14 protein-coding genes and 1 pseudogene are annotated in these 13,149 nt (G+C 24.9%); 6 read left to right on the top strand and 9 right to left on the bottom strand.

Annotated elements, in window-relative coordinates:
• Positions 1 to 178: 178 nt before the first annotated feature.
• The 4 genes and pseudogenes from ACYQ1T_RS15380 to ACYQ1T_RS15365 form a co-directional block, all read right to left on the bottom strand.
• On the bottom strand, positions 179 to 430 hold the full coding sequence (locus ACYQ1T_RS15380) for a hypothetical protein (protein ID WP_459836716.1): 252 nt from the start codon (positions 428 to 430) through the stop codon (positions 179 to 181).
• A 13-nt stretch (positions 431 to 443) separates the two neighbouring features.
• Positions 444 to 584 (bottom strand): hypothetical protein, encoded by a 141-nt coding sequence (locus ACYQ1T_RS15375; RefSeq protein WP_459836713.1) that lies wholly within the window; start codon positions 582 to 584, stop codon positions 444 to 446.
• A 45-nt stretch (positions 585 to 629) separates the two neighbouring features.
• Positions 630 to 710 (bottom strand): annotated as a pseudogene (locus ACYQ1T_RS15370) (ribonuclease H1 domain-containing protein); the annotation flags it as partial.
• A gap of 559 nt (positions 711 to 1,269) precedes the next feature.
• On the bottom strand, positions 1,270 to 2,304 hold the full coding sequence (locus ACYQ1T_RS15365; RefSeq protein WP_459836710.1) for an IS6 family transposase: 1,035 nt from the start codon (positions 2,302 to 2,304) through the stop codon (positions 1,270 to 1,272).
• Between the two features lie 125 nt (positions 2,305 to 2,429).
• Here ACYQ1T_RS15365 and ACYQ1T_RS15360 point away from each other — a divergent pair, with 125 nt between their 5' ends.
• The 5 genes from ACYQ1T_RS15360 (at position 2,430) to ACYQ1T_RS15340 (ending at position 7,542) form a co-directional block, all read left to right on the top strand.
• Positions 2,430 to 2,876 carry a hypothetical protein gene (locus ACYQ1T_RS15360; protein ID WP_459836707.1) on the top strand — a complete coding sequence of 149 codons (447 nt, stop codon included), beginning with the start codon at positions 2,430 to 2,432 and terminating at the stop codon, positions 2,874 to 2,876.
• Positions 2,877 to 2,940: 64 nt separating this feature from the next.
• Entirely contained in the window at positions 2,941 to 4,671 is a 1,731-nt protein-coding gene (locus tag ACYQ1T_RS15355; protein ID WP_459836705.1) for a hypothetical protein, read from the top strand.
• Positions 4,672 to 4,686: 15 nt separating this feature from the next.
• Positions 4,687 to 5,361: an ABC transporter ATP-binding protein gene (locus tag ACYQ1T_RS15350; RefSeq protein ID WP_459836703.1), complete on the top strand. Its 675-nt coding sequence runs from the start codon at positions 4,687 to 4,689 to the stop codon at positions 5,359 to 5,361.
• Positions 5,362 to 5,374: 13 nt separating this feature from the next.
• On the top strand, positions 5,375 to 6,538 hold the full coding sequence (locus tag ACYQ1T_RS15345; RefSeq protein ID WP_459836702.1) for an FtsX-like permease family protein: 1,164 nt from the start codon (positions 5,375 to 5,377) through the stop codon (positions 6,536 to 6,538).
• Positions 6,538 to 7,542 carry a hypothetical protein gene (locus ACYQ1T_RS15340; RefSeq protein WP_459836701.1) on the top strand — a complete coding sequence of 335 codons (1,005 nt, stop codon included), beginning with the start codon at positions 6,538 to 6,540 and terminating at the stop codon, positions 7,540 to 7,542. Before ACYQ1T_RS15345 ends, ACYQ1T_RS15340 begins: the two co-directional genes overlap by 1 nt.
• Positions 7,543 to 7,907: 365 nt before the next feature.
• On the opposite strand, the gene ACYQ1T_RS15335 is transcribed toward ACYQ1T_RS15340, so the two are convergent.
• Together ACYQ1T_RS15335 and ACYQ1T_RS15330 are read right to left on the bottom strand one after the other, a co-directional pair.
• Positions 7,908 to 8,129, bottom strand: a complete 222-nt coding sequence (locus ACYQ1T_RS15335) for a hypothetical protein (protein ID WP_459836699.1) — start codon at positions 8,127 to 8,129, stop codon at positions 7,908 to 7,910.
• Between the two features lie 48 nt (positions 8,130 to 8,177).
• Entirely contained in the window at positions 8,178 to 8,810 is a 633-nt protein-coding gene (locus ACYQ1T_RS15330; RefSeq protein ID WP_459836697.1) for a hypothetical protein, read from the bottom strand.
• A gap of 393 nt (positions 8,811 to 9,203) precedes the next feature.
• Between ACYQ1T_RS15330 and ACYQ1T_RS15325 the strand changes: the two genes are divergently transcribed.
• Positions 9,204 to 10,262 carry a replication initiation protein gene (locus ACYQ1T_RS15325; RefSeq protein ID WP_459836695.1) on the top strand — a complete coding sequence of 353 codons (1,059 nt, stop codon included), beginning with the start codon at positions 9,204 to 9,206 and terminating at the stop codon, positions 10,260 to 10,262.
• Between the two features lie 222 nt (positions 10,263 to 10,484).
• On the opposite strand, the gene ACYQ1T_RS15320 is transcribed toward ACYQ1T_RS15325, so the two are convergent.
• From ACYQ1T_RS15320 to ACYQ1T_RS15310, 3 genes are read right to left on the bottom strand one after another with little or no spacing between them, the layout of a single operon-like run.
• Positions 10,485 to 11,891: a hypothetical protein gene (locus ACYQ1T_RS15320; RefSeq protein ID WP_459836693.1), complete on the bottom strand. Its 1,407-nt coding sequence runs from the start codon at positions 11,889 to 11,891 to the stop codon at positions 10,485 to 10,487.
• Complete coding sequence (locus ACYQ1T_RS15315; protein ID WP_459836691.1) at positions 11,891 to 12,451, bottom strand: hypothetical protein; 561 nt, start codon at positions 12,449 to 12,451, stop codon at positions 11,891 to 11,893. Before ACYQ1T_RS15315 ends, ACYQ1T_RS15320 begins: the two co-directional genes overlap by 1 nt.
• Positions 12,444 to 12,983, bottom strand: a complete 540-nt coding sequence (locus ACYQ1T_RS15310; protein ID WP_459836689.1) for a class I SAM-dependent methyltransferase — start codon at positions 12,981 to 12,983, stop codon at positions 12,444 to 12,446. The genes ACYQ1T_RS15315 and ACYQ1T_RS15310 overlap by 8 nt, the downstream gene beginning before the upstream one ends.
• Positions 12,984 to 13,149: the final 166 nt, after the last annotated feature.

The raw sequence follows: 13,149 nt of genomic DNA, 5'->3' as shown, positions 1-13,149 counted from the left end.
TAGAAATAAATTATTATGATTTATTTCTAGATGTTTATTTTTAATATATTTTTATGAAATATCATATGTAAATTTTAATATATTATTATAATTTCTAATAATACATATTACTTACACATATTATATACTACTCCTATTTAATATAAAAGCATTTAAACTGAATATTTATTATTACTTTCTATGCTTTTACACATATTTTTATGTTTTTTATATAACTTTTTATGTAATCTTCAATCTCAAAATTAAATTTAATTTTAATGCTTATTATAGAAAACAATATTACTTCAATAAATCCATACCTAAGATTAAATATAGATACAAACATTACTACTAATACTATTACAGCTACTATAATTAGTAGTGAATCTTTCACAATTTTTTTCTTAAACTTTATTTTATTAATAATTATTGATAAAGAATTGTCAGCCATATTAATTCTCCTTTTAATCTAACCATTCTTTACTCATTCCAATATCATTACATTTCATTACAAACTTATCATAAATATTCTTATTTAAATCAACTCTAATTACTTCTTTACTTTCTCTCTTATATTTTTTAACTTCCTTAATTTTTATGATCATTTCTTTTATTTCTTCTGTATTTACTATATCAAGATACTTTTCTGCTTCTTCTCTTGTATTAAAACTTTTATATACTGAATTATATCCAAGAACTAACTTAGAACACTCATCCCAAGTATTAACTATTAAATTAAAAACTCCCTTACCTTCTCTTATATTCTTTATCTGAAATTATTGTAGTCATATAAGTTTCTTCAATTTCTGTTATAGCCAGAAGCTCTATAAGCATTTTATTTTATACTTATATTCCTGTTTTTTACTTAGATATACCTTTCTGCACTCCTAGTGGCTATTCTAGAAATGAACCTAAAGAGTATCTATATAAGAACAATATAAGCTCTCTCTGTCCTTTTAAATCATATTCTCTTAATTTACATAACTTTGTTATATCTTGTATTCTAGCGCAATAAAGACTTATCTTCCTATGATAAATATTGTATTTTTATTGATTATTTGGTATTTTTTTAAAATTTTTGAAGGATTTTTATTTTATTTCTAGAATTATATATGTGTAAATTTATACAATTACTAAGAATCTGTTAAGTAGTTATGAAAAAATAGCTTGATTTTTCATAGAATTACTCGCTCTTTGAAAATTATATAAGTTTGAATGTTTTATTGTATGGCAAACAAGCCTGCAAAAGCATTGATTTTTTTGCAGGTTAATCAAAGGTATTAATTTTAGTTAAGCAGCAACAAACCAAGAGTTTTTGGCAAGGCTATCGCTAGCGAAGCCAGCAACTTCTGCTGGAGTACAGTTATTTAATGATCCATGTGGTCTAAGGAAGTTATAGTGAAAAATGAATAGATATATTAGGTTATTAGCTTTTTCAAAAGAATTAAAGCCTTTTTTAGCTTTATACCAAGCTTTATACCAAGCTTTAAAAGTTTTATTGAATGATTCTATTAAATTATTATTTGTATCACTAGACATTGGAGCTACAGGAATATGCGTTGTATTTGGTAATAGCGTAGCGACAGCTTCATTATATGAAGGTAATCTATCAGTTATAAAATTAGCTGGTTCACTGAATTTTTTAGCTTCATTTATCAATGTGTATGCTGAATCAGAGCTTCTGGATTTAGTTAAATGAAATGCTAAAATAAATCTAGTTTCTGAATCAATAGCTAACCAGAGATAGTATCTTTCACCATTAATAAATACTACTGTTTCATCAGCGTGCCAATCGTCAGATTGTAAATCAAGAGTATCTTTAAATTTATCAGCCTTCTGTTTGAAAAATGGTGCAAATTTATTAGTCCAGGTGGCAATAGTAACATGAGATACCTTAATTCCAGAGTTTATCATCAAGAATTGAGAAATTGCTCTAGTTGATGAATTATTTAAAAAATAGAGTGTGAGTGCAGTTAATATAACATGAAGTGGAAAACGCATTCCTTTCATAGAAAGGGAGCCGGTAATAGCTTCGCTAGAAGCATTATCTATATTAAGAGAATGATGTTTAACTATTACATGTTTACATTTCTTATCACCACATTTATAGCGATTATAGTGCTTATATTCATGATGAAGGAACGTAGCCTTATTACATTTAGGACATCTAGGGTATTTAGATATTATCGGATTACTGACAGAGTCAGGAGCAAATTGACGTTTACACTTTTTACATTGATATTTTTGATTAGCCTGCTTATCTAAACCGAACTTATATAGTTTATAAGAATGGCAGCGAGGACATTTTATATTAGTTTTGCTCATTGTTCTTCTCTCCTTTTCTAGGGGGATATTATTTATTTTTGCAAACCTATTGTATTTCCTTAGGTTGAGAAGAGCAATGTTCATTTAACTTAACAGATCGATTACTAAAAAAAGGAGGAAATGAAATGAAAAAAATAGCTACTATTTTATTATCACTCGCACTTATAACAGGTGTTTGCTCTGTACCAGCTTTTGCAACAAGCAATAGTCAATCTGTAGGTGCATTTAACGGAAAACTAACATCTAATGTTTGGATTCAATCTATATCAGACTTTAATGGTACTGGAGATTTTCAAGTATCAGCACACTATTCTGGCACCGATCCTTACGATGCAGAATGGATAAGAACTGCTTGGAATTTCTATACTGTTGGTGGAAGCGTATCTTGGAATGGAGCTGGCATTTCTGGTTCTGGTTCTTCTACTGGAAGTTCATGGACAAATGATAATGCAAGTGATGCTTCCTTTAGAGGTAGAGTTGCTGGTAATGGACTATGTTTATATGTTGGATGTAACAATACAGCAACTATGTTTGCTAGAGGTGTAACATTTAGTACACTTGCTAAAGTTTAATAACTAAATATAAAAAGAAGTTAAGTATGAAAATACGTAACTTCTTTTTTAAAAGGAGTCAAGTATGAGGGGGAAAAAAAATATTAAAATATTTTGTATTTTATTTTCATTTATATATATTTTCTATAATTTTTATGGTTGCACAGCTAAAGAAAATAATAAAAATCCAATTTCTCAACTAAATACGTCTTATGTAGATAAATCTATACATAAAGATTGTCTTAGTCTTATTGAATATACAGACAAATTTTCATTAGAAGATACCCTTATAAATAATATTATAATGCTTGATTATAATATGAATATTCAGACTTCCGATTTCAATAATTTATTAGATATTCTTTCTTCTAAATTAAATAATGAATTAAATAACGTTTCATCTGAAAATAATAGTCCAGAATTATTATTAAGCAATATTTATTTCTATATTATTTTTTCAAATAAAATTAATGTTGCACCTACAATGGAAATAAAAAATAAAATTTCTAATTTTATTAATACACAGTATATAGACCAATGGGACAACTTAAGATCAAAAGATAAACTTATTTTACTTAACATATTAGAAAAAATATCTTTCATAGGAGATTCTTTAGACATTAATATGGAATTTAATAATTTCATACTACATTCCTTAGATTCTATCCAAATTAACGATAATAATATTGATTTTGAAAATGAAACTATCTTATTTTATAAAATTAAAATATTTAAAAATATGCATTTGAAAGATGAAATCAATAAAATACAACCATTAGTCAATGATGCTGTTAATAATTTACTTGAAAATTTAAATGATAATTTCGTGGATAATATACAAAATATACCTTTATTATCTATGTTGTTTGATAATATCATAGTTAATGATAAATTATCTAGTAATAATAAATTATCTAGAATTTCAAATAAAGTTTTAATTCTAATTGAAAGTAACATTGATATTCCTGCTGTAATTAAATTTTATTGTTTTAATATTATAAAGTCTAGTAATCATGATACTGAAATGCTAAAAGATATAGTTGCTACATATCCTAGAGATACTAATTACACTTTTACAGCACCAGCAGAATTAATTCCCACATTTAAGAGTTTTTACTTTTTTATTAACCTCGCTTCTATGGAAAATAATAAATTTGATGTTAGTAAAAGTCCAATTAATGAATATACTAACATCTTACTAACTAAATATAGAAAAAATGATATTGATTTTTCTGAAATCTATTATTTTTTGAAGATAAAAAACTATATCAAGAAAAATCCAAACTTTGACTATATAGAAAATAAAGTTAATGACTCAATAAAACAATTATCTTTAGAATCAGCAAATCAAGAAAATAATTTTACAACTTTATATTGGAAGCTTAAAATATTACTACTTTTAAATAATACTGATACTGCAATTAAGTTAGAGCCAAATTTTTCAAAAATTTATGAACTTAATAAGGCTAGCTACGAGGAGGATGATGAATTTTTAATAGCTGAACTAATGTATTATGAAGTCTTATCTGATATTTATCAAAATACAGATAATATTGATTTAAACCTTATTGGTCAGAAGCTCTTAAATTATGATAACGACTTTTATGTTCGTTGTGCAAATATGTATTTTAATATTGCAAATTCACATAAAATTAAAATAGATGATAATTTAATTAATGATTTGTCTAATAAATTACTTTCTTATAAAACAATATATGGATATTCAGCTAGCACTCAATACAAATCAATAAATTTAGAAGCTACATTTGAAGGATATGAAACAGAATCTTTAATTGAAACAATAAACAAATTCTAAAATATGAGGTGTCTTATGGAAAACATACTATTAAATCTAAAAAATATAAATAAAAATTATGGTAATCAATTAATATTAAATAATATAAATCTAACTATAGAACCCGGTAAGATATATGTAATCATGGGACCATCTGGTTCTGGTAAATCTACTCTATTGAATATAATATCTCTAATTGAAAATCCAACATCAGGAGACTATTTTTGGAAAGGCCTAAGTGTAAAAGACCTTCCCTCTAAAAAGAAAAATTTAATAAGAAGAGATAACATTGGTTTAATATTTCAAGATTTTAACTTATTCGAAGAATTAACTGCATTTGAGAACCTAGATGTGTATTTACAGCTAACTACATCTCTTGATGAAAAACAAAGAAAAACCAAAATTACAATTCAATCAAAGAATCTCGATATTTCCTCCATATTATATAAAAAAGTTAAATTTCTTTCTGGTGGAGAACGTCAAAGAGTAACTATTGCACGATGTTACTTAAATGATACTGAACTTATACTAGCCGATGAACCTAGTGCTAATATTGATTCAGCTAATAAAACCATACTAATTTCTTCATTTTTATCATTACGACAAGCTGGTAAAACAATAGTAATTGTTACACATGATGATAGCTATATATCACTAGCGGATATTGTTTACAACTTAAGAAATGGAGAACTATCACAAATAATAAACTAGGAGGTCAAATAATATGTCAATTTCAGTATTATTTTTTAAACGAAATATAAAAAGCTTTTCTAATATAATTTTTTCACTTGCCTTTTTTATACTTATATTTAACTTTATAATTGGATTCATTTTAAATGTAACAAATAATTATAAATCTGATGTTGTTGACAATTCAAACTTATATTTTATGCAAGTTGAAAATAAGGATTTAGATTACAAATTTAATAATGATGTTTTAAATAAAATTTCAAATATATCTGGTGTGGAATATGCTTTCTTAGACTATGGTATGAATGTTGAAGTGTTGAAGGATAACAAAGAATCTAAATCTTCTTGTGCCATAATCCCTGTCTCAAAAGACTATCTTTCATACTTTGGTGTAAAAGATTCTATTGACAATGATAGATATTTTCTATTAAATGACGTAGCTGTTGATTCAGAAACTTTTAATAACAATGAAAATATAACTTTACGTGCGCATATTCCAACAATAAAAAATGGAAATATCTATGGTGATTCTACACTTATGCCAACCTCTCTAACTTCAAAATTTACAATGCCTGAACTACTTTATTTTCCACCCGATACTTCAATTATAGATCCAATAACGTTTGAAGAACTTTTTAATACAAATACTAATAATATCACTTCTTCCAAACTTATTGTTATATGCCCAAAAGTTGATAGTATGAAGTCTATATGTAAAGAAATAGAAGCCATTGATAGTACCTTTGTAGTAAAATATGCATTAAAAACAACCAATACACTTCCTCAATTCGCTGTTATAATTACTACTATAAGTTCTTCTATATTGATTTTTTTCTTAATTATAACTATATTTAGCGTATCATCAAGTATTAAGCAATTTTTAATATTAAGAAAAAGAGATATCGGATTACTATATATTTTAGGTGTTGAAGAAAAAAATATTTATAAATTATTTATAAGTGAATTTTTCTTTAACGGAATCGTTACTTTATCTTTATCATTCTTGGGAACAATAATAGCTTCTCTGATATTAAATTACTTCTTTAACTTTGACTTAATATCAAAATATGTATTTCTATATTTTACATTAGATTTTTTACTTGTAATAGGATTGTTAATTCTCTTAGGAACTATTCAATTAAAAAAACTTATAAAAAAACTTAGTGCTGGAACTTTTTATAAGGAGATTTTAAAATAATGAGACTTAATAAATATATTAAAATAATACTATCATTTATTATGGTCCTATTTGGATCTTTAATAATTACTAGTTGTGAAAATACCAATAATTTTTCAATTGCGTCAGATGCTTTAATAAAATATAAATTATCTGATAAAAAATTAACACTCTATACGAAAGAAATCTCAACTGGTAAATCAAATAAGATTGATTTAAAAAATGAATTTATAGATGAAAATTCTGTTATAAATCAATATGACACATCTTGGTTAATAAATTCTCCAAATGATAATCAAGATGATCAGTTATTTTTTCCTTATAATGATAAAAAGTTTGTATCTCTTAATGGTAAAGGATATTCATTAATAGGTTCTAATAATGCTAATCTATTATTAGTTCAATATCAAAAAAATAATTTTCAATTAAAAATGTTTAATACTTCTAACTCCGAACTATCTGATTTAAATTTTTCAAGTCCCTTAGATGATAAAAGTAGGGTATTGATTGGAGCTTTTAATAAAACTAAAGATAAATTTTTAACTGCTTATACTAATAATACAGGTACTTACTTACTCGAAGTTATAGACTCTAAGATTAATTCCATTAAATTATCAGATGAAGTTCTACGTGGTTATATTGCATGTATTAATGATAATTTTTTATTTCTTGCATCTAATATTAATAATACGCAACCTTTTAAATTATATTTATTTGATAGTATTAATTTCACTGAAAATATACCATTAAAACCTTCCACTTTAAATACAGAACTGAATCTAAATAATAATATTCTAAGCATGTATTCTACTAGTAATAATGATTTATTATTACTAGTAAATGAAGACGGTGGTAATTTAATATGTCTATATAAACTTAATATTGATGATAACTCTATAAAGAAGCTAATGGACAAAAAAATCCAAGCTCAAGATGTAAGAATAATAGATAATGTAGCTTATGTAATATCTAATGATTATTTTTTCAAATTGAACACTGACTTTGAACTTGAATTATTAAACTAATTATATTCTTTTAAACTTTATAAAAGTAGGCTCTATTTTGCTAAAAGACTTATTTCGCTAAATGCACTTTTAGCGATAAAAGAAAAATTAATGATTTTAAGCCATTTTTAAGCTATGGATTTTCTAAAAATCCATAGCTTTTTGTTTACTATAAATAAACTTATGAAAAAAAAGAAAGATTTCGCTATAGTGATAGCGAAATCTCTCTTTTTCAAGTTTCAATCAAAGAAAAAAAGCACCCATCCGCAAAATTAATGCTTTTTTCTTAACTTTTTTTTACTAAAGCGATATTCAGGTGGTGTCCTGAAGTATCTCCTATATTATACCACGTCTTTTATTAACATAAACATTTCTTATAGGCCCTTCTATATTTTTTTCTTTATTATTGATTTTTCATATTCATTTTGTGAATTTTTCATATTAATAGAATCTATTTCATTATCATGTACCTCATTACCACATATGCTACAAAAACAAGTAGTTCCTAGGTAATTTATTTTAAAAAGTTCATCATATAACTGCTGATTTTCCTTAATATTAAAATAAACTAATTCATTACAATCCTCGCAATATGTTTTTTTCTTCATAACTACACCACCTTGTTTAATAAAGTACTCATTATTAAAAGTTTCTCTTTATTTGCTATGTTTATTCATAAAATCAACTAAGGCTTGCGATACTAGATCTTTAGTTGTGAAGAATGGATACTTATTTGCAAATATTTTAAACTGTTCCCAAACTACATCATTTAATCTAATTGTTGCTTTAAATTGATTGTTTTTAGTATTTGGTAGTTTAATAATTATATTATTAAACTTGTCTTCAATACTGTCAGACAGGCTGTCCCCCATCTTGTCTGACATATTATTAAACATTTCTAACATCCTAAATATTTCTTCTTTTCTATTAATTAGTTCCACGATATCTGTAACATCAATATTATTTTCTCGAATATTAACACTTTTATCATGTATGACAACTGAACTACTCTTGCCAACATCTTTATTATCTTTATTCTGTACAATAGTTTCTTTAAATGTATCATCTTTGATAAAGATCTTTATTAATTTTCCTTTTTCATCACATAAATTTAAATCATTTTCAATTCGTTTGTAACCACGCCTAACTAATCTTTTTACAATTACTCTATCATTGACTTTAAAATCATTTATTTCAATATCCTTCATTTGTCTTCTATTTAGTAGCTCTGAATTTATATAATTAATAAATTGATTTTCATTTGTATCTAATAATCCTATATCAATCATAAAAACACCTCTAAGTATATAGTACTACATATGCCATAATAAAATATATTAAATTTTATATAAATCTAATATATTATTTTTTAATTTATATCCAAACTTGAGACAACAACTCTGTTGTTGTTTTATATGTTTTATATATAACTGTTTTATATGTTTTAGATAGGCTTCAAAGTAAGTAATAGCAAGGGTCTAAAAATTTTAATAATACTTTTTCATACCTAAATAATACTTTTTCATACCTAAATAAAATTTTAATAATACTTTTTCATACCTAAATAATACTTTTTCATACCTAAATAATACTTTTTCATACCTAATAAAAAACTTACTAATACCTAAGTGTTGATTAGGTATTAGTTTTATGCTAATATATTCCATATAAGGGGTGTAGAAATGAAAGATGATTATTTAGTAACTAAAAGTAATAAATTAATTGCTTGTAATTATGATTTAAGTTTACAAGAACAAAAAATAATATTAACCTTAGCTTCTATGGTTCAACCAAATGATATTGAATTTAAAGAGTATGCATTTAAGATAAAAGAATTTATGGAGTTATTAAATATAAAAGATAAAAGTAAATATGTTGAAGTTCCTAAAATAACTAAAGAACTAATGAAAAAGGTTTTAGAAATAAAGGAAGGTAATGACTTAGTACAATTTTCTTGGCTAAGTAGTGCAAGGTATAAAACGGGGGAAGGAATAGTAATATTAAAATTTGATTCAAGCTTAAAGCCTTACATGCTTGAATTAAAAGAATTGTATACAAGTTATAAATTATCAAATATTCTAACTTTAAAAAGCAAATATTCTATAAGAATATATGAGCTTTTAAAAAGCAATTTATATAGAAAAGTTATTGAATTTAATATTGAAGATTTAAAAGATATGGTAGGAGCAAAAGAAAAATCTTATAATGTTTATCAAAATTTTAAGAATAAGGTTATTATTAAAGCTCAAAAAGAATTAAAAGAAAAAACAGATATACAATTTGAATTTGAAGAAATTAAAACTGGTAGAAAGGTTACATCATTAAAATTTTATATTCGCTCAAATAAAGTTAAAAATTTAAATGCTGATAATATTATTAATCCAATGGATGAAGTATCTGCAACAATTATTGAAAAATATTATAGTGATGATATTAGTGAAGTAAAGAATATAATAGAAAAATTCTGTGGTAAAAAGATAAATATTAAAACAGCTAATGATTTTTATAATCTAGCTAAAAGAAATGAAGTACATAAGGATCAACCATTAAAACTTATAAAAGAAATAGCTGAATATTCAACTACTCAGAATATAAAAAATTTAAATGCTTGGTTTAAGACAATGTTAAAGGATTATGAAAAGCCATTACAAAGTGTAAAACAACTTAAATTTAATAATTTCAAGGGTAGAGATTATGATTATGATATTCTTGAAAAGAAATTACTAGGTTGGGAAGATTAGGATCATTAAATAATAATATATAACAATATGTAACAATAGTTAACAATATATAATAATATGTAATAATAAGTACAATTAATTGAGTTAGAGAAAATCTATCAACTGTAGAAATTGTTATAGTAAATAATTATAATGATATTGATAAATTAAAAGCTACAAAATAATACCTAGATAAAAAAAATCTAGGTATTATTTTATTTCTTCGATTTACTCAGAATATCTTTATGTTGTTTTTAAGTTTTTTATCAAATTATCAATAGCTTCTTTATCTTTTCTTTTTATTGATTTAGTACTACTAGAAATTAATTCCTTGTAGCTTTTCATATAAAAGAAATCATCTCTAGTTTCAACTTCAAATTCAGGAGTATTATTATAAACTTTTTCAGCTGCAATATAAAAATCAGACTTTGTTTCGCTATTTTCAGTTTTTAAATTATAAGTTTTTATAGTATTTAAGGCTTTTTCTCTTTCAGATTTAGCTTTAATAAATTCATTGTATAAGTTATACGATCTATGCTCTGCATAGCTATAAATAATTATTCTTATTTTTTCAAATCCTAAATTTAATGCTTTTATTGAATTTATTTGTTTTAAGTATGCATATGCTGTTCTAAAGTTTCCATTATCAAAAATGATAAACTCTAATGTATCATTCTTAATTCTAGCTATAACTTTTGATATGTTATATAAGTTTTCAAATACTTTTTGAACTTCTTTAACTTTAGGAATTGTTATTTCTTCTACTGACGTAGTTATTTTATTAAATGTTTTTTCAGCTTCAATAAATTTATTTTCTTTATTTGATATTTTCTCTTTAAAGCCTTTTATAATATCATTTAAGTTGCCGATTGCATTATTTTTAATTAAAAAACTTTTATAAACTTCACTTCTAAGTTTCTCTAAATATTCAAGTTCTAAATTTAATTCTTTGACTCCAGTTTTTAAAAGTTTTTGAGATTTTTCTTTTATCTCACTTTTAAAACTATCACATTTTGAATCTAAATTAAGATATTCGTTGTATTCTTTAGATGAATCAAAAAGTTCTAAGCCTTTATTAAATTTAATTATATTATTTTCAAACTGGACCTTTTCATTTTTTAAAGCTTCAATTTCATTTTTAAGATTTTTAATTTTTTCTTGATTTTTTTTATACCAGTTACTATATACTTCACTATTTACATTATGCCTTTTAAAAAAGATAAGATCCTCCAGTGATTTCATAATAGACTCTTTATCAATTAAATCTTCTCCTATAGCTAGTAAGTGAAATTTGTATGCAGAAGATAATAACTGCTTTTCAGTTGGGTTTTTATCTACCTTTTTTACACTTATTCTATTTTTTTGAACATTTGAGAAATCATCTTCACTATCTCTTAGGTATAAATACTTCATTGCAGTATCTGTAAGATATATATATTTATAGTTTTTATTTATATTTTCCATTGCAATAAGGTTATTTTCTATCATTCCATTAACTACAGATTGGCCACTTTTTATAAATCTTTTAAATTGATCAAGAAAGCAATAATTTCCTGCCTTCATTATCATTTCAAGATATTCCTTATATTTAAATTCAGCAGCAACAAAGCTACTTAATGCAATAATATCATCTCTTATTATAGCCTTCATTAAAAACACTCCATTCTTGAGCAACCAAGACTTGTTGCTATTTCTTGTTTAAGCTCTATTTCAGCACCAGTGTAACTGGTTCCGATACTTTCAATGGCAATTACTTCTCCATTAACTTCAATTGCAGCATCAATGCAAGTCTTAAGTTCTCCTTCTCTCTCAGGATACATTTCATAGTAACTATCTATTAATTCTCTTTCATGTTTCCAGGTATCTTGAATATCACTATCTAGCTTATAATAAACTTCAGTAAGCTTTATATCATGTGCAAGGTGGTTTGTTTGTGCAGCACAAAAGTTTGTAATTCCAAATTCTTGCCTACAGTACTCCTTTCCCCCTTTATCAAGCTGGATTATCAGGTTATTTTCGCCACGAACTATATGTTCGGAGGTTTTTATATATCCACTCTTTTCAAGCTTTTTTAACCTATCCATACTAACTCCACAGTATTCTTTAGCTTGGCTTGAATTACATAATCCAGTTTTACTAAGCTGCTTAATAAGATCTCTATCTCGCCCCGTAACAACTTTTATAGTTGAGGCTTTTCTACCCCTAGCCATTATTAATTCTCCTTACAATTAGTTTTTCTTTATATAATTTCTTATCAAGAATTTCAAATTCATTATTATTTTCTATGTATTCAATTATATCTTTAAAGTCATATGCCTTTATTTGGCTGTTTTTAGCTTCATAAAAAGGTTTTTGTGTCTCTATAATACAAAAAGACCTTGTTACACGTAATAGCTCTCCTAGGACCATTTTAAGATTATCTGGAACAATAAACATTAATACAAAGTTGCATAGTACTATATCAAACTCTCTATCTTCATATGGAAGGCCTATATTTATATCTTGTTTAGTAAAATTAACTTTAAATCTTTTGGGTTTCGGGCTAGGATCAGGTATTAATTCATCAATTCCATATAAATTTTTAAAACCTAGTTTATAAAAAAGATATAAATTTCTATAATGGCCACATCCAACATCCAGGATTCTATTATTTAAATTAAGCTCCTGGTGATATTTTTTTAAGAATAATAAATTGTAATCACTATAACCTTCCTTTAGGTGATTATTTATAAGAAAGGACATACCACCTTCCCCCTTACATTTTGATTTAAACTTTCAAATTGGGATTAACTTGTTTTCGAGTCGTAGCCATTAAAACCAATCTTTGATTGGCTTGTTTTTGCTTTTAGCAAAAATTTTCATGGCCATTGCATTCCCTAGAATGTAATAGACCGAAAACAAGTTAATC

The sequence above is a fragment of the Clostridium carnis genome, from assembly GCF_054657435.1.
The sequence above is the reverse complement of the archived record's forward strand: the minus strand, read 5'-3'. Positions and strand labels throughout refer to the sequence as shown.